The organism is Pseudomonas huaxiensis (assembly GCF_003231275.1).
In the GTDB taxonomy this organism is placed as follows: Bacteria; Pseudomonadota; Gammaproteobacteria; order Pseudomonadales; family Pseudomonadaceae; genus Aquipseudomonas; species Aquipseudomonas huaxiensis.
In genome coordinates, this window is record NZ_QKVL01000011.1 from 139,111 (window position 1) to 161,184 (window position 22,074).

At 64.0% G+C, this 22,074-nt stretch carries 19 protein-coding genes; 10 read left to right on the plus strand and 9 right to left on the minus strand.

Annotation, left to right across the window (positions count from 1 at the left end; genetic code table 11):
- The first annotated feature begins 4 nt into the window (after positions 1-4).
- The 3 genes from DM374_RS14790 to DM374_RS14800 are packed head-to-tail and all read left to right on the plus strand — an operon-like array spanning position 5 to position 2,032.
- Entirely contained in the window at positions 5-670 is a 666-nt protein-coding gene (locus DM374_RS14790; protein ID WP_110970514.1) for an amino acid ABC transporter permease, read from the plus strand.
- Positions 667-1,317 (plus strand): amino acid ABC transporter permease, encoded by a 651-nt coding sequence (locus DM374_RS14795; protein WP_177431563.1) that lies wholly within the window; start codon positions 667-669, stop codon positions 1,315-1,317. Before DM374_RS14790 ends, DM374_RS14795 begins: the two co-directional genes overlap by 4 nt.
- Positions 1,304-2,032: an amino acid ABC transporter ATP-binding protein gene (locus DM374_RS14800; RefSeq protein ID WP_110970516.1), complete on the plus strand. Its 729-nt coding sequence runs from the start codon at positions 1,304-1,306 to the stop codon at positions 2,030-2,032. Before DM374_RS14795 ends, DM374_RS14800 begins: the two co-directional genes overlap by 14 nt.
- A 72-nt stretch (positions 2,033-2,104) precedes the next feature.
- Here the strand turns inward: DM374_RS14800 and ycaC are convergent, their stop codons facing one another.
- Together ycaC and DM374_RS14810 are read right to left on the minus strand one after the other, a co-directional pair.
- Positions 2,105-2,728, minus strand: a complete 624-nt coding sequence (gene ycaC, locus DM374_RS14805) for an isochorismate family cysteine hydrolase YcaC (RefSeq protein ID WP_110970517.1) — start codon at positions 2,726-2,728, stop codon at positions 2,105-2,107.
- Between the two features lie 65 nt (positions 2,729-2,793).
- Positions 2,794-4,632: an amidohydrolase gene (locus tag DM374_RS14810; protein WP_110970543.1), complete on the minus strand. Its 1,839-nt coding sequence runs from the start codon at positions 4,630-4,632 to the stop codon at positions 2,794-2,796.
- Positions 4,633-5,133: 501 nt separating this feature from the next.
- On the opposite strand from DM374_RS14810, the gene DM374_RS14815 reads away from it, so the two are divergent.
- Complete coding sequence (locus DM374_RS14815; protein ID WP_110970518.1) at positions 5,134-7,935, plus strand: ATP-binding protein; 2,802 nt, start codon at positions 5,134-5,136, stop codon at positions 7,933-7,935.
- Here DM374_RS14815 and DM374_RS14820 read toward each other — a convergent pair.
- Both DM374_RS14820 and DM374_RS14825 read right to left on the minus strand, forming a co-directional pair.
- Positions 7,923-9,317: an ATP-binding protein gene (locus tag DM374_RS14820; protein WP_110970519.1), complete on the minus strand. Its 1,395-nt coding sequence runs from the start codon at positions 9,315-9,317 to the stop codon at positions 7,923-7,925. The genes DM374_RS14815 and DM374_RS14820 overlap by 13 nt on opposite strands.
- A gap of 123 nt (positions 9,318-9,440) precedes the next feature.
- Entirely contained in the window at positions 9,441-10,391 is a 951-nt protein-coding gene (locus DM374_RS14825; RefSeq protein WP_110970520.1) for a GlxA family transcriptional regulator, read from the minus strand.
- Between the two features lie 209 nt (positions 10,392-10,600).
- Between DM374_RS14825 and DM374_RS14830 the strand changes: the two genes are divergently transcribed.
- Positions 10,601-11,323: a pirin family protein gene (locus DM374_RS14830; RefSeq protein ID WP_110970521.1), complete on the plus strand. Its 723-nt coding sequence runs from the start codon at positions 10,601-10,603 to the stop codon at positions 11,321-11,323.
- 19 nt (positions 11,324-11,342) lie between these two features.
- Here DM374_RS14830 and DM374_RS14835 read toward each other — a convergent pair whose 3' ends face one another.
- Positions 11,343-11,636, minus strand: coding sequence for a DUF1330 domain-containing protein (locus DM374_RS14835; protein ID WP_110970522.1), 294 nt, complete (start codon positions 11,634-11,636; stop codon positions 11,343-11,345).
- Between the two features lie 76 nt (positions 11,637-11,712).
- Between DM374_RS14835 and ribBA the strand changes: the two genes are divergently transcribed.
- The 5 genes from ribBA (at position 11,713) to DM374_RS14860 (ending at position 17,095) form a co-directional block, all read left to right on the plus strand.
- Positions 11,713-12,828, plus strand: coding sequence for a bifunctional 3,4-dihydroxy-2-butanone-4-phosphate synthase/GTP cyclohydrolase II (gene ribBA, locus DM374_RS14840; protein ID WP_110970523.1), 1,116 nt, complete (start codon positions 11,713-11,715; stop codon positions 12,826-12,828).
- A gap of 337 nt (positions 12,829-13,165) precedes the next feature.
- Positions 13,166-14,191 (plus strand): ABC transporter substrate-binding protein, encoded by a 1,026-nt coding sequence (locus DM374_RS14845; protein WP_110970524.1) that lies wholly within the window; start codon positions 13,166-13,168, stop codon positions 14,189-14,191.
- Positions 14,188-15,111, plus strand: coding sequence for an ABC transporter permease (locus DM374_RS14850; protein ID WP_175649746.1), 924 nt, complete (start codon positions 14,188-14,190; stop codon positions 15,109-15,111). The genes DM374_RS14845 and DM374_RS14850 overlap by 4 nt, the downstream gene beginning before the upstream one ends.
- A gap of 6 nt (positions 15,112-15,117) precedes the next feature.
- Positions 15,118-15,927: an ABC transporter permease gene (locus tag DM374_RS14855; RefSeq protein ID WP_095153780.1), complete on the plus strand. Its 810-nt coding sequence runs from the start codon at positions 15,118-15,120 to the stop codon at positions 15,925-15,927.
- 19 nt (positions 15,928-15,946) lie between these two features.
- Entirely contained in the window at positions 15,947-17,095 is a 1,149-nt protein-coding gene (locus tag DM374_RS14860; protein WP_110970525.1) for an ABC transporter ATP-binding protein, read from the plus strand.
- Positions 17,096-17,242: 147 nt separating this feature from the next.
- Here DM374_RS14860 and ahpF read toward each other — a convergent pair whose 3' ends face one another.
- The 4 genes from ahpF to galU form a co-directional block, all read right to left on the minus strand.
- Positions 17,243-18,805 carry an alkyl hydroperoxide reductase subunit F gene (ahpF, locus tag DM374_RS14865; protein WP_110970526.1) on the minus strand — a complete coding sequence of 521 codons (1,563 nt, stop codon included), beginning with the start codon at positions 18,803-18,805 and terminating at the stop codon, positions 17,243-17,245.
- Between the two features lie 117 nt (positions 18,806-18,922).
- Complete coding sequence (gene ahpC / locus DM374_RS14870; protein ID WP_095153783.1) at positions 18,923-19,486, minus strand: alkyl hydroperoxide reductase subunit C; 564 nt, start codon at positions 19,484-19,486, stop codon at positions 18,923-18,925.
- Positions 19,487-19,692: 206 nt separating this feature from the next.
- Positions 19,693-21,048: a glutathione-disulfide reductase gene (gorA, locus tag DM374_RS14875; RefSeq protein ID WP_110970527.1), complete on the minus strand. Its 1,356-nt coding sequence runs from the start codon at positions 21,046-21,048 to the stop codon at positions 19,693-19,695.
- A 100-nt stretch (positions 21,049-21,148) separates the two neighbouring features.
- A complete protein-coding gene (gene galU / locus DM374_RS14880) occupies positions 21,149-21,988 on the minus strand; it encodes a UTP--glucose-1-phosphate uridylyltransferase GalU (RefSeq protein ID WP_095153785.1) in 840 nt (279 codons plus the stop codon).
- Positions 21,989-22,074 lie beyond the last annotated feature (86 nt).

Below are 22,074 nucleotides of genomic sequence, written 5' to 3' on the forward strand. Positions count from 1 at the left end.
GCGCATGGCCTATCAATTCGATTTCGCCGCGGTACTGGCCCAGGGTGACCTGCTGCTCAAGGGCGCGGCGTTCACCCTGGAGCTGACGCTGATTGGCACCGTGGTCGGCGTTGCCCTGGGCATCGTCGGCGCGGCTGTCCGCGCCTGGAACCTGCGACCGTTCAACTGGCTGTTCGCCGTGTATGTGGAACTGATCCGCAACACCCCGTTCATCGTCCAGTTGTTCTTCATCTTCTTCGGCCTGCCGGCCCTCGGCGTGCGCATGAGCGAATGGCAAGCCGCAGTGCTGGCGATGGTGATCAACCTCGGCGCCTACTCCACCGAGATCATCCGCGCCGGCATCCAGGCGATCCCGCGCGGACAACTGGAAGCGGCAGCGGCGCTGGCCATGAGCCGGTTCGAGACGTTCCGCTACGTGATCCTGCGCCCGGCCCTGGCCAAGGTCTGGCCGGCGCTGTCGAGCCAGGTGGTGATCGTCATGCTCGGTTCGGCGGTGTGTTCGCAGATCGCCACCGAGGAGTTGTCGTTCGCCGCCAACTTCATTCAATCGCGCAACTTCCGCGCCTTCGAAACCTACCTGCTGACCACCTTGATCTACCTGCTGATGGCCATTGGCGTGCGGCAGTTGCTCAACCTGCTGGGCCGCCGCCTGATCGTGAGGAGAGGCTGATGGATTTCACGTTGTGGGACATCGTCCGCAACCTGCTCACCGGCTTGCAGTGGACCTTGCTGTTGTCGCTGGTGGCCTTTGTGTGTGGCGGCGCGGTCGGACTGCTGATGCTGGTCGGGCGGATTTCGCAGAACACCACGCTGCGGGTGCTGAGCCGCGGCTATATCGAACTGTTCCAGGGCACGCCGCTGCTGATGCAACTGTTCATGGTGTTTTTCGGCATCGCCCTGTTCGGCATCGATGTCTCGGCCTGGGTGGCTGCGGCGGTGGCGCTGACCCTGTTCACCAGCGCCTTTCTTGCCGAGATCTGGCGCGGCTGCGTGGAGTCGATTCCCCGTGGCCAGTGGGAGGCCAGCTCGAGCCTGGCGCTGAGCCGTTACGAGCAACTGCGCCACGTGATCCTGCCGCAAGCCCTGCGCATCGGCGTGGCGCCGACCGTGGGCTTCTCGGTGCAGGTGGTCAAGGGCACGGCGGTGACGTCGATCATCGGCTTCACCGAGTTGACCAAGACCGGCGGCATGCTGGCCAACGCCACCTTCGAACCCTTCCTGATCTACGGCCTGGTTTCCCTGGGCTACTTCATTCTGTGTTTTCCACTGTCGCTGGGTGCCCGTTACCTGGAGAGGAGGCTGCATGCCGCTGGTTAGAGTGTCTGCGTTGCACAAGTACTACGGGAACAACCACGTGCTCAAGGGTGTTGACCTGAGCATCGAACAGGGCGAGGTGGTGGCGATCATCGGCCGCAGCGGTTCGGGCAAGAGCACCCTGCTGCGCACCTTGAACGGCCTGGAGTCGATCAACGACGGGGTGATCGAAGTGGACGGCGAATACCTCGACGCCGCGCGCGCTGACCTGCGTTCGCTGCGGCAGAAAGTCGGGATGATCTTCCAGCAGTTCAACCTGTTCCCGCACCTGAGCGTCGGCGAGAACGTGATGCTCGCGCCGCAACTGGTGAAGAAGACCTCCAACGCCGACGCCCGCAAGCTGGCGCAACAGATGCTGGACCGGGTCGGCCTGGGTAATCGCTTCGACGCCTACCCCGACCAGTTGTCCGGCGGCCAGCAGCAACGGGTGGCGATTGCCCGGGCGCTGGCGATGTCGCCGAAGGTGCTGTTGTGTGATGAAATCACCTCGGCGCTGGACCCGGAGCTGGTCAGCGAAGTGCTCAGTGTGGTGCGTGAACTGGCCCGCGAAGGCATGACCCTGGTGATGGTCACCCACGAAATGCGCTTCGCCCGCGAAGTCGGCGACAAGCTGGTGTTCATGCACCAGGGCAAGGTGCACGAGATGGGCGATCCGAAAGTGCTGTTTGACGCGCCGCAAACGCCGGAGCTGGCGAACTTCATTGGCAGCGTTGCCTGACCTCATATCCCGTGAACGACAACGGGCTTGCCGCATCCGCGACAAGCCCGCTGGAAGAACCGCCGAATGCGCTTACTTGGCCGTCAGCGCCGCGTAGCTGTTCATCAGGTTGCGGTAATTGGGGATGCGCTGGGACAGCAGGTTGCCCAGGCCTTCGATGTCGTTGCGCCAGTCGCGGTGCAGCTCACAGGCCACCGAGAACCAGTTCATCATCTGCGCACCGGCTGCAGTCATGCGCGCCCATGCCGCTTGTTGCACGGTTTCGTTGAAGGTGCCGGAAGCGTCGGTCACCACGAACACGTCGAAGCCCTCGGCCAGCGCCGACAGGGTCGGGAACGCCACGCAGACGTCAGTCACCACGCCGGCAATGATCAGTTGCTTGCGCCCGGTGGCCTTGATGGCCTGGACGAAGTCTTCGTTGTCCCAGGCGTTGATCTGACCAGGGCGGGCAATGTACGGCGCATCCGGGAACAGTTCTTTCAGCTCAGGCACCAGCGGGCCGTTGGGACCCTGTTCGAAGCTGGTGGTGAGGATGGTCGGCAAGCCGAAGAACTTCGCCAGGTCACCCAGGGCCAGGACGTTGTTCTTGAACTCATTGGGCGAGAAGTCCTGCACCAGGGAAATCAAACCTGTCTGGTGATCCACCAGCAAAACCACGGCATCGTCTTTGTTCAGGCGTTTGTAGTTGGCGCTCATTACATGACTCCTAGGGGTTGAATGACGCGGGATGGCACGGGCTTGACGCCCGCGCCGAGGTGAAATCAGAAGGCGAAACAGGAGCAGCCGAACGCGCCCCAGAAGCCTTGGAAGTCGCTGACTGGCACGTTGGACAAGCGCGCCCGTTCATGGCCGTGGGCATGCACACCGCACGGACCGCTGCACTGGTGCACCTGCGCCTGCAACGGCGAGGCCGGACGCCAGTGACCCGGCACCTTGACCACCGGCGACCAGTCCGGCAGCACCGGAATGTCCAGCGGGCCGTGATTGCGGAAGTCGTCGGCGCCGAACACCACCTTGCCGCCGACAACGGTCAGCACCGACTCGATCCACTTGATGGCTTCTTCATCGACGCTGAAGTAGTCGGCGCTGAGCACCGCGACGTCCGCCAACTGGCCGACCTTGATCTGGCCCTTCTTGCCCTGCTCCGAGGAGAACCAGGCGCTGCCGTGGGTGAACAGCTCCAGCGCGGTGAGGCGCGACAGCCCTTCCTCATGCAGGGCCAGGCCGCCGACGGTACGACCGCTGACCATCCAGTACAGCGAGGTCCACGGGTTGTAGCTGGAAACCCGGGTGGCGTCAGTGCCGGCGCCGACCGGCACGCCTTCAGCAAGCATGCGCTTGATCGGTGGGGTCGCTTCGGCGGCCTTGGCACCGTAGCGCTCGACGAAATACTCGCCCTGGAAGGCCATGCGGTCCTGGATCGCGATGCCGCCGCCCAGCGCCCGCACCCGTTCGATATTGCGCGGGGTGATGGTTTCGGCGTGGTCGAAGAACCATGGCAGGCCGTTGAATGGAATGTCGCGGTTGACCTTCTCGAACACATCGAGCATGCGGCTGATGGATTCGTCATAGGTGGCGTGCAGACGGAACGGCCAGCGCTGCTCAACCAGGTGGCGCACCACCGGTTCGAGGTCCTGCTCCATGCTCGGCGCCAGGTCCGGGCGCGGTTCGAGGAAGTCTTCGAAGTCGGCGGCGGAGAACACCAGCATCTCGCCGGCGCCGTTGTGGCGCAGCATGTCGTCGCCCTGATGCAGCTTGACGCTGCTGGTCCAGTTCTTGAAGTCGGCCAGTTCGTCCTTGGGCTTCTGGGTGAACAGGTTGTAGGCGATGCGCACCGTCAACTGGTCCTGCTTGGCCAGCTGTTCGATCACCTCGTAGTCGTCCGGGTAGTTCTGGAAACCGCCGCCAGCATCGATGGCGCTGGTCAGGCCGAGGCGGTTGAGCTCGCGCATGAACTGGCGGGTCGAGTTGACCTGATACTCCAGCGGCAACTTCGGCCCCTTGGACAGGGTCGAGTAGAGAATCATCGCGTTGGGCCGTGCCACCAACATGCCGGTGGGCTCGCCCTTGCTGTCGCGGACAATCTCGCCGCCAGGCGGGTTGGGCGTGTCGCGGGTGTAGCCGGCGACACGCAGCGCGGCGCGGTTGAGCAAGGCGCGGTCATACAGGTGGAGGACGAACACCGGAGTGTCGGGCGCGGCCTGGTTCAGTTCTTCCAGGGTCGGCATGCGTTTTTCGGCGAACTGGAATTCGTTCCAGCCACCGACCACCCGCACCCACTGCGGCGTCGGTGTGCGATCAGCCTGGTCCTTGAGCATGCGCAGGGCGTCGGCCAGCGACGGCACACCTTCCCAGCGCAGTTCGAGGTTGTAGTTGAGGCCGCCACGGATCAGGTGCAGGTGCGAGTCGTTGAGGCCGGGAATCACGCAGCGGCCCTTGAGGTCGATGACCTGGGTGCCGGTACTGCGCGCGGCCATGGCCTGGGCATCGGTGCCCACGGCGATGAAACGCCCGTCCTTGATCGCAACTGCGGTAGCTTGCGGATTTTCCCGGTCCACGGTGTGGAACTGGCCGTTGAACAGAATCAGGTCGGCATTCATTGCAGGTCCTTGGTCAGAAGTGAGTGAGGCGAAGGACAACCGCGGCAGCAGCGTCGCCGCCGCGGTCAGAAGAGAGCCGGCGGCCAGCAGGCGTCGGCGGGCCGGGTCGGTGTGGTCATCGCGGTCAGTCATGGCCGCGCTCCTCGTCACCGTCGGTCGCGACGGTGTGGCGTTCACCGGGCCGCACTGTGGATGATTCAGTCATGTCGGGCTCCCTGGCGCTTGATCCCATGGATTCTTGGGGGTGAGGCGATCGTGGACGAGTTAATCGTTGTTAATTATTCCCCTGTTCGACGTAGTGTTTTTCCCTCGGAGGGCAACAGGCGCCCGGAAACAGGGCCTGCGCCAGGCAAAGCTGTACAAGCGTAGACCGCGTACCCAGGCGCACTGGCGAAGCCGCCATTGCGTTGCCGCCCGAACCTGCCCAACATGCGCCAAAGCCACGCGGCAGAGCCCTTTCAGGGGCTTTGCCGGTAGTCGGAACAGCGTCAGGAGCACGATGTGAGCAACAACAGCGAACAGGCCATTCAGTTCGGCCCTTACCGGGTGTTTCCCGGCCAGCGCCTGATCGTCGAAAACGAGCGACCGCTGCGCCTGGGGCGGCGCGCCATGGACATCCTCCTGGCACTGTTGGCGCGCCCCGGCGAGGTGCTGAGCAAGCAGCAACTGATGGCGCTGGTCTGGCCCGACACGGTGGTCGAGGACATCAGCCTGCGCGTGCACATCGCCGCCCTGCGCAAGGCCCTCGGCGACGGCCAGAGCGGACAGCGCTACATCGTCACGGTGGCCCAGCGCGGCTACAGTTTCGTTGCACCACTGACGCTGCAGACACCGCCGCCGCTGTCCCCTGGCCGGGTCAACGCCGCGCATAACCTGCCGTTGCAACGCACCCGCCCGATTGGCCGCCAGGTGCTGGTCAATCAACTGCTCGATCAGCTGTCGCAACAGCGCCTGCTGACCCTCGCCGGCCCCGGTGGCATCGGCAAGACCACCGTGGCCCTGCGGGTCGCCGAGCAATTGCTCGGGCACTACCGCGACGGCGTCCGTCTGCTCGACCTGAGCCCGCTGAGCAGCCCGTCGATGATCGTCAGCAACCTGGCCGGCGTGTTCGGCCTGGCCCTGCCCGACCAGGCGCCGCTGGACGCCCTGTGCAACTACCTCAGCGAACGTCAGGTGCTGCTGGTGATCGACAACGCCGAGCATCTGGTGGACTCGGTCGCCAGCCTCTGCGAACACCTCCTGCGCTGCGCCCCGCGCTTGCAGATCCTGGTGACCAGCCGCGAGAGCCTGCGCGCCGAAGGCGAATGGCTGCAGCGCCTGGACGCGCTGGACTGCCCGCCGCTCGACGCGGTGCTCGATCCCGCCGAAGCCCTGCGCTACAGCGCCGTGCAACTGTTCGTCGAACGGGCCATCGCCAGCCAGGACAGCTTCGAACTCGACACCACCAACCTGACCACGGTGCTCGCCATCTGCCGCCAACTCGACGGCATTCCGCTAGCCCTCGAACTGGCCGCGGCGCAACTGGCGACCCTCGACCTCGACGGTCTGCTCGGCGATCTGCGCAAACACCTGGCCCAGCCGCAGGTTGACGCGGCCCCGCAGCACCTGCTCGGTGCCACGCTGGACTGGAGCTTCCAGTTGCTCAATGACAACGAACGCACCTGCCTGCGTCGGCTCAGCGTGTTTCGCGGCGGCTTCACCCTGGCCTCGGCGCTGGCCCTGGTCACCGACGAGCGCCTCGGCCGCGAGCAGGTGCTGGATGCGCTGAGCCAGTTGGTGACCAAGTCGCTGCTCAATGTCGATGTCGGTGATGAAGAGGTGTTCTACCGCCTGCTCGACACCACCCGCAGCTACGCCATGGCCAGGTTGCAACAGGCCGGCGAGCTGCCGGCGGCGCTCAAGCGCCATGCCGAGCGCTATCTGGTGATCATGCAGCAGGCCGAACGCGAGTGGCCGCAGACCAGCGCCGAACAGTGGCTGGAGCGTTATTCGCGGGCCCTCGACGATCTGCGCGCGGCGCTGGAGTGGGGTTTCGCCAGCAGCGACGCGGGCCTGCTCGGCGCCCGCCTGACCGCCGCGTCGGCACCACTGTGGCAGGAACTGTCGCTGCTCTCGGAGCATGGCCGGCATATCCGCAAGGCGCTGCTGCACCTGGACACCGACGCCCATCCCGCCGCACACCTGCACATCAACCTCAAGCTGGCGATGGGCACCTTCAGCTACCACGGCCAGGGCGGCAACCAGGAAACCCTCGACGCCTTCCGCAGCGCCCGCGAACTCGCCGAGCGCCACGGCGACATCCCCGGTCAGTTGCGGGCGATCTCCGGGCACATGGCGGTCAATCTGAGCCGGGGCGAATACCAGCAGGCGCTACAACTGAGCCGCGACTTCGACCAGCGCGGCCTCAGCCACGACCCGCACCTGGCCCTCAGCGCCCAGCGCCTGCGCGGGCTTGGCCTGCACTTCAGCGGCGATCAGGCCGGTGCCCGCGCCGAAGCCGACGACGCCCTGCAACGGATGGCCCACAGCGGCCGGCTCAACCGCTTTACCCACGGTTTTGGCGTGCAATATGACCAGAGCGTCGCCGCCCTCACCCTGCTGGCGCGCATTCTCTGGTTGCAGGGGCTTTCGGACCAGGCCGCGTGCACCGCCGAACAGGCGCTGGACCTGGCGCAGCAGATCAACCATGGCACCACGCTGTGCTACACCCTCGCCCTGAGCGGCTGCGTCATTCCCTGGTACAACGGCGACGCGGAACAAGCGCGGGAGCGCGTGGCGCTACTTCGCGAGCAGTCCATCCGCCATTCCGTGGGCGTGTTCCAGGACTGGGCCGAACACTACGCCCGGGCACTCGATGGCGAACCCGCCAAGCCGGCCACCGGCTTGATCAACGACCTGCTGGCGACGCTGGTGCCAGGGCGGGTCGATACCGCGCTGCTGGAACGAGCACACAACGGCGACGCCGGCTGGGCCGGCCCCGCCCTGCTCTGCTCACGGGCCGAGCAGCTTATGCTGACGGGCGCGGATGCTCGTCAGGAAGCCGAAGCCCTGCAGCTCAAGGCCCTAGGTATCGCCCGCAAACAACAGGCGCTAGCCTGGGAGCTGCGTAGCGCCAGCGCCCTGGCGCAGCTCTGGCTGGAAGACGGCCGACCGTTGTCCGCTCGGCAATTACTGGCGCCGGTGCTTGCCCGTTGCCGCGAAGGGTTCGCCACCCCGCACGTGACGCGTGCGCGCCAGTTGCTGGCGCAACTGCCCGCCCGTGAACAACCGCGCAGCCGCTACGAAAGGATTCAGGCCGGCTGAAGCCGCGCACCGTCCTCGACGCTCTGGCGCAGGTACCAACCGGTGCTGTTCAGCACCCGGTAACGCAGCGGCGCGTAATGCACCGCCAGCAGCGATTTGGCGGCCAGGCGCTCCACCGCCCGCACTGCGGGCAACGGGCCGATGCCGTCAGCGGCGACATGAGCGACCGCCTGTTCCAGGCTGAAAGGCCGGCTCCATTGCGCGAGGCAGCGCAAGACCTGCTGCTCGATCGCGGGCAGGCGCTGAAAGCTCCAGTCCAGCGCTGCCTTCAGCGATTGATGCCGGGCCTGGGCGGTGCGCCGCCCCCGATTGAGCACCTGCAGACCTTCACTCAACTGCGCACGCAAGCCGACCAGGGCGAACACATCGATCTGCGCCGCCGCCAGCTCCAGCGCAAGCGGCAGTCCGTCGAGCTGACGGCAGATTTCCCAGACCGCCTTGAGGTCCTGCGGGCGCAGGACGAAATCCGCCTGCCGGGCCTGGGCGCACCTGACGAACAGGCGCACCGCGGCGTAGCTCATGAACTGCTCCACGCTGTGCGCGTCGCTGCTGGGCGGGACCGCCAGCGGTGCCACGGGTAACAGGGTTTCACCGCGAATGCGCAGCGGCTCGCGACTGACCGCCAGAATCGTCACCCCCGGCGCCAACGCCAGCAGCGCTTCGGCCAGCCGGCGACTGCCCTGCGGCATCGCCTCGCAGTGATCAAGCACCAGCAACAGTCGCCGCTTCAATAAATAGCCCGGCAAACCCGCAAGCGGACACTCGTCACACGGCGCCAGGCCCTGATCGCGCAGCAGGCGGGTGGCCGCCTCGCGTGGGCATTGCGCCTCGGCGAAGTCGATCAGCCAGGCACCGTCGCGCCAGCGCGGCGCCTGCGCTTCGGCGACGCTCAGGGCCAAGGCGCTCTTGCCCACGCCGACCGGGCCACTGAGCGTTACCAGCCGGCGTTGCGACAGCAACAGACCGAGCGCCGCCAACTCCTCATCGCGGCCGATGATCCGGCTCAGGCGGGTGGGCAGGTTGTGGGTGGTCGCGGACGCGGCAATGCCTTCACGCTGTACTGGCGCGACAAACGCATAGCCCTGACCGGGCACGTTGGCGATGAAACGCTGGTCATCGCCCAACACCCGGCGCAGCGCGGCGATGTGCACCCGCAGGTTGATGTCCTCGACCACCGTGTCCGGCCAGACCCGCGCCAGCAGCGTGGGCTTGTCCACCAGCGATCCGGCCTGCTCCAGCAACACCAGAAGAATGTCCAGGGCCCGGCCACCGATGGGCAGCCGCCGCTCGCCGGCGAGCATCAAGCGCTGTCCCGTGTGCACGGTATAGCGACCGAAGCGCAACACCTCATCGTTGTTGGAAACCCTGGCGAGTGCGCCCAAACCATCCACCTCCTGCCGCTGAAAGACCTGATAGGGAATAGTGGCAGGGCAAGCTTTCAGGACAACCGGGCGAAGGGGCGCCAGGCGGCCAAATGAGTGTCGGGGACGGACAACAGCGGGGAATTAGCTGAGTTGCTCGCGATACTCCGCCGGGGTCACGCCCAATCGCTCGCTGAAGACCTGCCGCATGTAGCGGACGCTGCCGAATCCGCTGCGGTAGGCGACGGTCTTCAAGGGCAGGTCGCTGCTTTCCAGCAACTCGCGCGCGCGGTCGATGCGAGCGTTCTGCAGGAAGGCCATGGGCGTCATGTTCACTTCACGCAGAAACACCCGGGAAAAATGCCGCGGGCTCATGGCCGCCAGCGCCGCCATGCGCGGGATGCCGAACGGCTCGTCCAGATGCTCCAGCACATGATTCTGCACGCGGGTAATGGGGGTTTCTTCCTTGGCCACGGCGCCGGCCAGCGGGCTGAAACGCGCCTGGCCGCCCTGGCGTTTCATGACCACCAACAGCACCTTGGCCACGTCCTGGGCGACTTTCTTGCCGTGATCTTCGGCCACCACCGCCAGCGCCAGGTCAATGCCGGCGGTGACGCCGCCGGAGGTGATCAACTGGCGGTCACGCACGTAGATCTGGTCCGTCTCCACCTGCGCCGTGGGAAAGGCGCGGATCAGACGCTCGGTGTAGTGCCAGTGGGTGGTGACCCGGTAGCCATCCAGCAGCCCGGCATGACCGAGGATGAACGAGCCGGTGCAGATCGAGCCGTAGCACCGCGAGCGCCTGGCGACATCGTGCAGCCACAGGCTCAGCGGCGGGCAGATTTCGTTGTAGGCACCGGGGCCGCCCGGCACCAGCAGCAAGTCCCAGCCAGCGTCATCGCGGTCGATGACCCGGTCCGGCAACAGGCTGACGCCATTGGACGCACGTATCGCCCCCGGCACCGCGCCGAGGGTGGTCAACCGGTAATGGTCCTCGGCCTTCAAGTAGCGGTTGGCGATGGAAAACACTTCCATCGGGCCCGCCATGTCGAGCAGGAGGAAATCCGGAAACAGCACCATGGCCACATTTTTCATCGAATCGGGTCACCGCAAGTTCAAGTAAATAGCGCGCGACGCATTATGACCGTGCCTGCCACCTGATCGGAATGTTCCGATGCATTGTCCACTCCAAAAGGACAGTCATTCCATTTTCAGCTACTTATTGCTTCGACCGGTAACCATTAATCTACTCCCATCGAATCGACGGTTGCTCCAGCAGCCGCCACCTCACAAGGAGAACCACCATGCTTACCCTGCGCAAAGCTTCCGATCGTGGCCTGGCCAATCATGGCTGGCTGAAATCGTTCCACACCTTCTCGTTCGCTCAATACCGCAACCCGGACGAGCAAGGCTTCTCCGACCTGCTGGTGATCAACGATGACCGCGTCAGCGCAGGCAAAGGCTTCGGCCAGCACCCGCACCGCGACATGGAGATTCTCTCCTACGTGCTCGAAGGCGCGCTGGAACACAAAGACAGCATGGGCACAGGTTCCGTGATCCGTCCTGGCGATGTGCAACTGATGAGTGCCGGCCGTGGTGTGACCCACAGTGAGTTCAACCATTCGCACGACGAGTCGGTGCACTTCCTGCAAATCTGGGTCGTGCCAGCGATCGGCGGTGCCGAACCGCGTTATCAGCAAGCGAACTTCAGCGCTGAGGACAAACGCGGCCGGCTGAAACTGATCATCTCGCCGGACGGCAAGGACGGCTCGCTGGAAATCCGCCAGGACGCCCGGATCTACGCCGGCCTGTTCGACGCCGATGAAAGCGCCAGCCTGAAGCTGCCCGCTGGTCGCAATGCCTACGTTCACGTAGCCCGCGGCAGTGTCGAGCTCAACGGCGTGGCCCTGCAGGAAGGCGACGGCGTGCGCTTGCGCCAGGAGCAACTGATCGAGCTGAGCCACGGCGTGGATGCCGAAGTGCTGGTGTTCGACCTGCGCCCTCACGAACTTCCGGGCATGGCCTGAACTGCTACGAGCCCTGAAATCAGGGCTCGTAGCCTTCCACGATAATCACCTCGGCTTTCGCCACCCCCTGGCGAAAGCCGCAGGCTTCCTGATACTGCGCCGAGCGGTAGCACGCCACAGCCTGCTCATAGGATTCGAATTCAATCACCACGCTGCGCTGCGGCGTGGCCCGCCCTTCCATTGCCTCACTGCGCCCGCCACGGGCCAGCAGCTTGCCACCAAACGCGGCGAAGGCCGCCGGGGCGCGCTGGGTGTATTGCTGATACTGCTGCAGGTCGGTCACATCGACGTGGGCAATCCAATAGGCCTTCATCGGTCATGCTCCTCAACTGGGAAAATTCGTATTATGGTATACCATAATTTCTACCGAACCACAGTGAGCGCACAGCATGGCTTTCAACAGCATCGAAGAGATTCTCGAGGACTACCGCCAGGGCAAGATGGTCCTGTTGGTGGACGACGAAGACCGTGAAAACGAAGGCGACCTGCTGATCGCCGCCGAGCGGTGCGACGCCGCCGCCATCAGCTTCATGGCCCGCGAGGCGCGTGGCCTGATCTGCCTGACCTTAAGTGACGAACACTGCCAGCGCCTGGGCCTGGAGCAGATGGTGCCGGCCAATGGCAGCGCCTTCAGCACCGCCTTTACCGTGTCGATCGAAGCGGCACGCGGCGTCACCACCGGCATTTCCGCCGCCGACCGTGCCTGTACCGTGGCCGCCGCCGTGGCGCCGAATGCCACAGCGGACGACCTCGTCCAGCCGGGCCACATCTTTCCCTTGCGCGCCCGCGAAGGCGGCGTGCTGACCCGCGCCGGCCATACCGAAGCCGGCTGCGACCTGGCACGGCTGGCCGGCTACTCCCCGGCCTCGGTGATCGTTGAAGTGCTCAACGACGACGGCACCATGGCCCGCCGCCCCGACCTGGAAATCTTCGCCGCCCGCCACGGCATCAAGATCGGCACCATCGCCGACCTGATCCACTACCGCCTGAGCACCGAGCAGACCGTCAAACGCATCGGCGAACGCGAGCTGCCGACGGTGCACGGCACCTTCCGCCTGGTGACCTATGAAGACCGCATTGAAGGCGGTGTGCACATGGCGATGGTCATGGGCGATATCCGCCGCGACCAGCCGACCCTGGTGCGGGTGCACGTGATCGACCCGCTGCGCGATCTGGTCGGCGCGGAATATGCCGGGCCAGCCAACTGGACGCTGTGGGCGGCCTTGCAAAAAGTCGCCGCCGAAGGCACCGGCGTGGTCGTGGTGCTGGCCAACCATGAATCGTCCCAGGCGCTGCTGGAACGCGTGCCACACCTGACCCAGCCGCCTCGGCCGTATCAGCGCGGGCAGTCGAAAACCTATTCGGAAGTGGGTACCGGGGCACAGATTCTGCAGGACCTGGGGGTCGGCAAACTGCGTCACCTGGGGCCGCCGCTGAAATATGCGGGGCTGACGGGGTATGACCTGGAGGTGGTGCAGAGCATTCCGTTCGAGCCGGGCCTTTAGCGCACAATCGCTGCGGTTCGGCGCCCCGACAAGCTCGCTCCCACAAGGGCGGTATGCACCAGAGTTAGCCCTGTGGGAGCTGGCTTGCCAGCGATGAGGCCCCTCAAATCCAGCACAAGATTCAAGGAAAGCAGACCCCCGAGTGATAGCCGGTAAGCCCACACCTCTTGCCAAAAGTTTGGAATACCATAATATGATATCCCGTAGACCTTAAAACCTGCAGGCCGGCACCTACAATCACAAACGGCCACTCACACTTTGTAAAAGCTGCTCCCCGAACTGATTGGCGGGCGACAGAAAGCCCGCCTCGAATAACAAAAGCAACGAGGGCGTAACCATGCTGTTTAGCAAACGTGTAACCGCAGTGCTGTCCATCAGCCTGCTGACCCTGGCCTGTCAGGCCACCCAGGCCGCCGAGAGCCTGAACTTCGTCAGTTGGGGCGGCACCACCCAGGATGCGCAAAAAGCCGCCTGGGCCGAGCCCTTCAGCAAGAGCAGCAACATCAAGGTCGTGCAGGACGGCCCCACCGACTACGGCAAGCTCAAAGCCATGGTCGAAAGCGGCAATGTGCAGTGGGACGTGGTCGACGTCGAAGCCGACTTCGCCCTGCGCGCCGCCAGCGAAGGCCTGCTCGAACCCCTCGATTTCAACACCATCCAGCGTGACCGCATCGACCCGCGTTTCGTTTCCGACCACGGCGTAGGTTCGTTCTTCTTCTCCTTCGTCCTCGGCTACAACGAAGGCAAGCTGGGCGGCAACAAGCCGGTGGACTGGAGCGCGCTGTTCGACACCAAGACCTACCCCGGCAAACGCGCCCTGTACAAATGGCCAAGCCCAGGCGTACTGGAACTGGCCCTGCTGGCGGACGGCGTCCCCGCCGACAAGCTCTATCCGCTGGACCTGGACCGCGCCTTCAAGAAGCTCGACACCATCAAGAAAGATATCGTCTGGTGGGGTGGCGGCGCGCAGTCGCAGCAATTGCTGGCCTCCGGCGAAGCGACCCTCGGCCAGTTCTGGAACGGCCGTGTCTACGCCCTGCAACAGGACGGCGCGCCAGTGGGCGTGAGCTGGAAGCAGAACCTGGTGATGGCGGACTTCCTCGTGGTGCCCAAAGGCGCCAAGAACAAGGACGCGGCCATGAAATTCATCGCCAATGCCGCCAGCGCCAAGGGCCAGGCAGAGTTCGCCAACCAGACCGCCTACGCGCCGGTAAACCTGGACAGCGTCAGCCTGCTCAAGCCTGACCTCGCACCGAACCTGCCCACCGCCTACGCTCAAGATCAGGTCACCCTGGATTTCGCCTATTGGGCGAAGAACGGTCCAGCCATCGCTACCCGCTGGAATGAGTGGCTGGTCAAATGAAAGTCGCCATCAACGCCTTGCAATCGGCAACCGGTGCCCCTGGCACCGGCAACAAGGGAGCGGCCATGAACCCCACGCCGTCGCTGCGCCAACGCTGGCGCGGCAGCCGCAACCTGCTGCCGGCCCTGCTGTTTCTCGGGTTGTTCTTCTTCGCGCCACTGATCGGCCTGCTGCTGCGCGGCGTGCTGGAACCGGTGCCGGGGCTGGGCAACTACGAGCAACTGTTTGCCAACTCGGCCTACGCCCGGGTGTTGTTCAACACCTTCTCGGTGGCCGGCCTGGTCACCCTGATCAGCGTGTTGCTGGGCTTTCCGCTGGCCTGGGCGATCACCCTGGTGCCGCGTGGCTGGGGCCGCTGGCTGCTGAACATCGTGCTGCTGTCGATGTGGACCAGCCTGCTCGCCCGGACCTATTCCTGGTTGGTGCTGCTGCAAGCCTCGGGGGTGATCAACAAGGCGTTGATGGCAATGGGCATCATCGATGCCCCGCTGGAAATGGTGCATAACCTCACCGGCGTGGTGATCGGCATGAGCTACATCATGATCCCGTTCATCGTCCTGCCGCTGCAGGCGACCATGCAGGCCATCGACCCGATGGTCCTGCAGGCCGGTTCGATCTGTGGCGCGAGTCCCTGGACCAACTTCTTCAAGGTGTTCCTGCCGCTGTGCCGCTCGGGGCTGTTCTCCGGCGCCTTGATGGTGTTCGTGATGTCCCTCGGTTACTACGTGACTCCGGCCCTGCTCGGCGGCGCGCAGAACATGATGCTGCCGGAATTCATCGTCCAGCAGGTGCAGTCGTTCCTCAACTGGGGCCTGGCCAGCGCCGCTGCGGCGTTGCTGATCGCGATCACCCTGGTGCTGTTCTATTTCTACCTGAAGCTGCAACCGGAATCCCCGGTCGGCAACAGCAACGCGAGGTAAGCGACCATGCTCCTGACCCCCAATGCCATGAGCCGGCGCCTGCGTTTCGGGCTCTACACCACCACCGGGCTGATCGCACTGTTTCTGCTGCTGCCGATCGTGTTCATCGTCCTGCTGTCGTTCGGCTCCTCGCAGTGGCTGGTGTTCCCGCCGCCGGGCTGGACGCTGAAGTGGTACGGCCAGTTCTTTTCCAACGCCGAATGGATGGACGCCGCCTTCGCCAGCCTCAAGGTGGCGCTGCTGACCACGGTCGTCGCCGTGGCCCTCGGCCTGCCCACCGCCTTCGCCCTGGTGCGCGGGCGCTTCCCCGGCCGCGAAATGCTCTACGGCCTGTTCACCCTGCCGATGATCGTGCCGCTGGTGATCATCGCCGTGGCGGTGTACGCGCTGTTCCTGAAACTGGGCTACACCGGCACGCTGTTTTCCTTCGTGGTCAGCCACGTCATCGTCGCCCTGCCCTTCACCATCATTTCCATCATCAACTCGCTGAAGCTGTTCGATCAGTCGATCGAGGACGCCGCGGTGATCTGCGGCGCCTCGCGCCTGCAAGCGATCGTCAAGGTGACCTTCCCTGGGATCCGTCCGGGGATGATCGCCGGCGGCCTGTTCGCCTTCCTGGTCTCGTGGGACGAGGTGGTGCTCAGCGTGATGATGGCCAGCCCGAACCTGCAGACCCTTCCCGTGAAAATGTGGACCACCCTGCGTCAGGACCTGACACCCGTGATCGCCGTCGCCTCGACGCTGCTGATCGGCCTGTCGGTATTGGTCATGGTGATCGCCGCCGCCCTGCGCCGGCGCAACGAAGTCAGCGCCTGAGCGCCCGGAGAGAACAACAATGAGTGCCGTCATCAACGATGCCGCCCAGGCCAAGACCCTCGTCAGCCTGCGCAACCTGAACAAGCACTACGGCGACTTCGCCGCGGTGGACAACATCAGCCTCGACATCCAGGACGGCGAGTTCCTCACCTTCCTCGGCTCCAGCGGCTCGGGCAAGAGCACCACGCTGTCGATGCTGGCCGGCTTCGAAACGCCGAGCAGCGGCGAGATCCTGGTCAACGGCCAGTCGCTGGTCAACGTGCCGCCGCACAAGCGCGATATCGGCATGGTGTTCCAGCGTTACTCGCTGTTCCCGCACCTGTCGGTGCGCGACAACATCGCCTTCCCCCTGGCGATCCGCAAGCGCAGCGCTGCCGAGCGTGACAAGCAAGTGGACGCCATGCTCAAGCTGGTGCAACTGGACCAGTTCGCCCACCGTCGCCCGGCGCAACTGTCCGGCGGCCAGCAGCAGCGCGTGGCGATCGCCCGCGCGCTGGTCTACGAACCGCGCATCCTGCTGATGGACGAACCCCTCGGCGCGCTGGACAAAAAACTGCGTGAAGACCTGCAGGACGAATTGCGTCAACTGCACCGCAGGCTCGGCATCACCATCGTCTACGTGACCCACGACCAGGAAGAAGCCATGCGCCTGTCCCAGCGCATCGCCATCTTCAGCCACGGCAAGATCGTCGGTCTCGGCACCGGCTACGACCTCTACCAGAACCCGCCGAATGCGTTCGTCGCCTCGTTCCTGGGCAACTCCAACTTCCTTCGGGTCAAGGCTCAGGGCAACGGTGCGGCCAGCTTCGAAGGCCAGCCGGTGGCGATGCGCCTGACCCCGGGTCTGGCGGTGGGCCAGGATGTGCTGCTGATGGTCCGCCCGGAAAAAGCCCTGGCCCTGAGCCGCGAACAGGCCGCTGCTGAAGCGCTACCGGCAGGCTGGAACGAAGTGACGGCGAAGGTTGGTGAAGTGCTGTTTCTCGGCGAAAGCCAGACCTGCAGCGTGGTTACTACAGGCGGCACCGCCATGACGGTGAAAGCGCTGTCGGCGGCAGGTATGTCAATGAAACCGGGAGATGAAGTGAAAGTGCGCTGGGCGGTGGCGGATGCCTGTGTGTACACCGAGTGGCAAGAGAGTGATTTGAACAAGGCGGCGGGGGCGCATTGATGCCCTGATTGCTGAACACAAAAATCCCGGCGTATGGCCGGGATTTTTATTGGTTGGGCGATGATCGCGAGCAAGCTCGCTCCTACAGTTGGCTCAGGGTACCTGTAGGAGCGAGCTTGCTCGCGAAGGGCCGCAAAGCGGCCCTGGTCAGTCCGGCGCCGAAGTGCGGATCAGGTGATCGAATGCCGCCAGCGACGCCTTGGCCCCCTCACCCACCGCAATCACGATCTGCTTGTACGGCACGGTGGTCACGTCACCCGCGGCGAACACACCCGGCAGGTTGGTCTGGCCACGGGCATCGACGATGATCTCGCCGCGCGGCGTCAGCTCGACCGTGCCTTTGAGCCAATCAGTATTCGGCAGCAAACCGATCTGCACGAAGATCCCTTCCAGCGCCAGATCATGCACGGCGTCGGTGGTGCGGTCCTTGTAGCGCAGGCCGTTGACCTTCTGGCCGTCGCCCAGCACTTCGGTAGTCAGCGCACTGGTGATCACCTTGACGTTCGGCAGGCTGTGCAGCTTGCGCTGCAACACGGCGTCGGCACGCAACTGGCTGTCGAACTCGATCAAGGTCACCTGGGCGACGATACCCGCCAGATCAATGGCCGCTTCCACGCCGGAGTTGCCCCCGCCGATCACCGCCACGCGCTTGCCCTTGAACAGCGGACCATCGCAGTGCGGGCAGTAGGCCACGCCACGGCTGCGGTATTCCTTCTCGCCCGGCACATTCATTTCTCGCCAGCGGGCGCCAGTAGCGAGGATCACGGTCTTGGCTTTCAGCGTCGCACCGCTGGCCATGCGCACTTCGTGCAGGCCGCCATCGGTGGCTGGCACCAGGGCATCGGCGCGCTGCAGGTTCATGATGTCGACGTCGTACTGCTTGACGTGCTCTTCCAGTGCCGTGGCCAGTTTCGGTCCTTCGGTTTCCTGTACCGAGATGAAGTTCTCGATGGCCATGGTGTCCAGCACCTGACCGCCGAAACGCTCGGCCGCGACGCCGGTGCGGATACCTTTACGGGCAGCGTAGATCGCTGCCGCTGCACCGGCCGGACCACCGCCGATCACCAGCACGTCAAAGGCGTCCTTGGCATTGAGCTTCTCGGCCTGGCGCGCATCGGAGCCGGTGTCGAGCTTGGCGACGATCTCTTCCAGGCCCATGCGGCCCTGGCCGAATACTTCACCATTGAGGTACACGCTCGGTACCGCCATGACCTGGCGCGACTCGACTTCCGCCTGGAACAGCGCACCGTCGATAGCCACGTGGCGCACGTTGGGGTTGAGCACCGCCATCAGGTTCAGCGCCTGGACCACGTCCGGGCAGTTCTGGCACGACAGCGAGAAGTAGGTTTCGAAATTGAATTCACCTTCCAGCCCGGCGATCTGTTCGATCAGTTCGGCGCTGGCCTTGGAGGGGTGACCGCCGACTTGCAGCAGCGCCAGCACCAGCGAGGTGAATTCGTGGCCCATGGGGATGCCGGCGAAGCGCAGGCTGATCTGACCATCAGGGCGATTGAGCGAGAACGATGGGCGACGGGCGTCGGTGCCGTCCTCGCGCAGGGTAATGAGGTTCGACAGGCCGGCGATTTCCCGCAGCAGGTCGTGGAGTTCGCGGGACTTCGCGCCGTCATCGAGGGAGGCGACGATCTCGATCGGCTGAGTGACCCGTTCCAGGTAGGTTTTCAACTGAGTTTTAAGCGTGGCGTCCAACATACGGGCGATTCCTTTTCAAACGGTAGAAATAACAACGCCCGGGCGAAAGCGCCCGGGCGTTTTGCGGGGCGGTACAGCGACTAGGTGCGGAGGACCGCCCTCGGCTTTTTCACGGCCTTAGATCTTGCCGACCAGGTCCAGCGATGGCGCCAGGGTAGCTTCGCCTTCTTTCCACTTGGCCGGGCAGACTTCGCCTGGGTGAGCGGCGACGTACTGGGCAGCCTTGACCTTGCGCAGCAGCTCACTGGCGTCACGGCCTACACCACCGTCGTTCAGTTCGACGATCTTGATCTGGCCTTCAGGGTTGATCACGAAGGTGCCACGGTCAGCCAGACCTGCTTCTTCGATCAGCACGTCGAAGTTGCGCGAGATGACGTGGGTCGGGTCACCGATCAGCGGGTACTGGATCTTGCTGATGGTGTCCGAAGTGTCGTGCCAGGCTTTGTGGGTGAAGTGGGTGTCGGTGGACACGCCGTAGATCTCGACGCCCAGTTTCTGGAACTCGGCGTAGTTGTCGGCCAGGTCACCCAGCTCGGTTGGGCAGACGAAGGTGAAGTCGGCTGGGTAGAAGAACACGACGGACCATTTGCCTTTCAGGTCGGCTTCGGAGACCTGAACGAAGTTGCCGTTGTGGTAAGCAGTTGCGTTGAACGGTTTAACCTGGCTGTTGATGATAGGCATCGGATGTTTCTCCTTCAGGGTTTGTAAAAACTTGATGGAGAGATCCTAGCCAATAGACCCGGTTAATGCTCATTGGCAAAAGTCATGCTGGTGATTGGTTTTGGCTATAAGAAGGGCTCAGCTGCAAGCGGCAAGTTTTAAGCGACAAGCAGAAGCAGCCGAAAGGCCGAGCGCTGCTGCTTGCCGCTTGCAACTTGCAACTGCCTTCAGCGCGTGACAGTCCGCATGGTCACGAACTCTTCCGCCGCCGTCGGATGCACGCCGATGGTGTCGTCAAACTGCTGTTTGGTCGCCCCGGCCTTGAGGGCGATGCCCAGGCCCTGGACAATCTCGCCGGCCTCCGGCCCGACCATATGGCAACCCAGCACGCGGTCGGTGTCGGCATCGACCACCAGTTTCATCAGGGTCTTTTCCTGCACGTCGGTCAGGGTCAGCTTCATCGGCCGGAAACGGCTTTCGAAGATCTTCACCTGGTGCCCGGCTTCCAGTGCCTGCTCCTCGGTCAGGCCGACGGTGCCGATCGGCGGCTGACTGAACACGGCGGTCGGGATGTTGCGGTAGTCCACCGGACGGTATTCATCTGGCTTGAACAGCCGCCGCGCCACCGCCATACCTTCGGCCAGCGCGACCGGGGTCAACTGCACACGGCCGATTACGTCACCAATGGCCAGGATCGACGATTCGTCGGTCTGGAACTCATCGTTGACCCGCACGAAGCCGCGCTCGTCCAGTTGCACCTCGGTGTTTTCCAGGCCGAGGTTGTCCAGCATCGGCCGGCGGCCAGTGGCGTAGAACACGCAGTCGGTGATCAGCTCGCGGCCGTCCTTGAGGGTCGCCTTGAGGCTGCCGTCCGGCTGCTGGTCGATGCGCTGGATGTCGGCGTTGAACTGCAGGTCGAGGCCGCGCTTCTCCAGTTCTTCCTTGAGGTGGGTGCGCACCGAACCGTCAAAGCCGCGCAGGAACAGGTCACCGCGGTACAGCAAGGTGGTGTCGGCGCCGAGGCCCTGGAATATGCCGGCGAACTCGACGGCGATATAGCCACCGCCCACCACCAGCACGCGCTTGGGCAGGTCCTTGAGGAAGAAGGCTTCGTTGGAACTGATCGCCAGTTCCCGGCCAGGGATGTCCGGCACCTGCGGCCAGCCACCGGTGGCGATGAGGATGTGGCCGGCGCTGTAGCGCTTGCCTTCGACTTCCACTTCATGCGGCCCGGTGATCCGCGCATGGCCTTCGAGCAGGGTCACGCCGCTGTTGACCAGCAGGTTGCGGTAGATGCCATTGAGCCGCGCGATCTCGCGGTTCTTGTTGGCGATCAGTTGCGACCAGTCGAACTGCGCGTCTTCCAGCGACCAGCCAAAGCCCGAGGCCTGCTCGAAGTCGTCGGCGAAGTGCGCGCCATACACCAGCAGTTTTTTCGGCACGCAGCCGACGTTGACGCAGGTCCCGCCCAGGTAACGGCTTTCAGCAACCGCCACTTTCGCCCCGTAGCCCGCGGCAAAACGCGAGGCCCGCACACCGCCGGAACCGGCGCCAATCACAAACAGATCAAAATCGTAGGCCATATCAGTCTCCTCGGCAGTTCGCCAGCATAACGCCGGCGGTGGCCATAAACAAAAAAGCCACCCGAAGGTGGCTTTTTTCGTACAGGCAAACGCTACCGGATCAGTAGGCTTTGCCAGTCTTGTAGAAGTTCTCGAAGCAGAAGTTGGTCGCGTCGATGTAGCCTTCAGCGCCACCGCAGTCGAAACGACGGCCTTTGAATTTGTAGGCCATGACGCAGCCGTTCTGCGCCTGCTTCATCAGTGCGTCGGTGATCTGGATTTCACCGCCCTTGCCTGGCTCGGTCTGTTCGATCAGGTCGAAGATGTCCGGAGTCAGGATGTAGCGACCAATGATCGCCAGGTTCGACGGCGCGTCTTCCGGCTTCGGCTTCTCGACCATGCTGTGCACACGGTAGATGTCGTCGCGGATCATTTCGCCGGCGATCACGCCGTACTTGTGAGTTTCCTGCGGGTCGACTTCCTGGATGGCGACGATCGAGCAGCGGAACTGCTTGTACAGCTTGACCATCTGGGTCAGCACGCCATCGTTGTCCAGGTTGACGCACAGGTCGTCCGCCAGGACCACGGCGAACGGCTCGTCACCGATCAGCGGGCGGCCGGTCAGGATGGCGTGGCCCAGGCCTTTCATTTCGGTCTGACGGGTGTAGGAGAAGGAGCACTCGTCCAGCAGACGACGGATGCCAACCAGGTATTTTTCCTTGTCGGTGCCCTTGATCTGGTTTTCCAGCTCGTAGCTGATGTCGAAGTGGTCTTCCAAGGCGCGCTTGCCGCGGCCGGTAACGATGGAGATTTCAGTCAGGCCGGCTTCGAGGGCTTCCTCGACGCCGTACTGGATCAGTGGCTTGTTTACCACCGGCAGCATTTCCTTGGGCATGGCTTTGGTGGCTGGCAGGAAGCGAGTGCCGTAGCCGGCTGCCGGGAACAAGCATTTCTTGATCATATAAGTCCTTAACGAAGGGCTGTGCGTGCGAAATTCGGCGCAGTCTAATCAGGCGGCGAGCACCTTACAATGCCCCACCCGACGGC

What these genes read in the sequence shown, in the direction of transcription:
- DM374_RS14825 (WP_110970520.1), bottom strand. Translation starts at nt 10,391, where the DNA reads ATGAAAAATGTGGCCATGGTGCTGTTTCCGGATTTCCTCCTGCTCGAC.
- gorA (WP_110970527.1), bottom strand. Translation starts at nt 21,048, where the DNA reads ATGGCCTACGATTTTGATCTGTTTGTGATTGGCGCCGGTTCCGGCGGT.
- DM374_RS14845 (WP_110970524.1), top strand. Translation starts at nt 13,166, where the DNA reads ATGCTGTTTAGCAAACGTGTAACCGCAGTGCTGTCCATCAGCCTGCTG.
- galU (WP_095153785.1), bottom strand. Translation starts at nt 21,988, where the DNA reads ATGATCAAGAAATGCTTGTTCCCGGCAGCCGGCTACGGCACTCGCTTC.
- DM374_RS14855 (WP_095153780.1), top strand. Translation starts at nt 15,118, where the DNA reads ATGCTCCTGACCCCCAATGCCATGAGCCGGCGCCTGCGTTTCGGGCTC.
- DM374_RS14860 (WP_110970525.1), top strand. Translation starts at nt 15,947, where the DNA reads ATGAGTGCCGTCATCAACGATGCCGCCCAGGCCAAGACCCTCGTCAGC.
- DM374_RS14850 (WP_175649746.1), top strand. Translation starts at nt 14,188, where the DNA reads ATGAAAGTCGCCATCAACGCCTTGCAATCGGCAACCGGTGCCCCTGGC.
- DM374_RS14830 (WP_110970521.1), top strand. Translation starts at nt 10,601, where the DNA reads ATGCTTACCCTGCGCAAAGCTTCCGATCGTGGCCTGGCCAATCATGGC.
- ycaC (WP_110970517.1), bottom strand. Translation starts at nt 2,728, where the DNA reads ATGAGCGCCAACTACAAACGCCTGAACAAAGACGATGCCGTGGTTTTG.
- DM374_RS14835 (WP_110970522.1), bottom strand. Translation starts at nt 11,636, where the DNA reads ATGAAGGCCTATTGGATTGCCCACGTCGATGTGACCGACCTGCAGCAG.
- DM374_RS14790 (WP_110970514.1), top strand. Translation starts at nt 5, where the DNA reads ATGGCCTATCAATTCGATTTCGCCGCGGTACTGGCCCAGGGTGACCTG.
- DM374_RS14810 (WP_110970543.1), bottom strand. Translation starts at nt 4,632, where the DNA reads ATGAATGCCGACCTGATTCTGTTCAACGGCCAGTTCCACACCGTGGAC.
- ahpC (WP_095153783.1), bottom strand. Translation starts at nt 19,486, where the DNA reads ATGCCTATCATCAACAGCCAGGTTAAACCGTTCAACGCAACTGCTTAC.
- DM374_RS14800 (WP_110970516.1), top strand. Translation starts at nt 1,304, where the DNA reads ATGCCGCTGGTTAGAGTGTCTGCGTTGCACAAGTACTACGGGAACAAC.
- ahpF (WP_110970526.1), bottom strand. Translation starts at nt 18,805, where the DNA reads ATGTTGGACGCCACGCTTAAAACTCAGTTGAAAACCTACCTGGAACGG.
- ribBA (WP_110970523.1), top strand. Translation starts at nt 11,713, where the DNA reads ATGGCTTTCAACAGCATCGAAGAGATTCTCGAGGACTACCGCCAGGGC.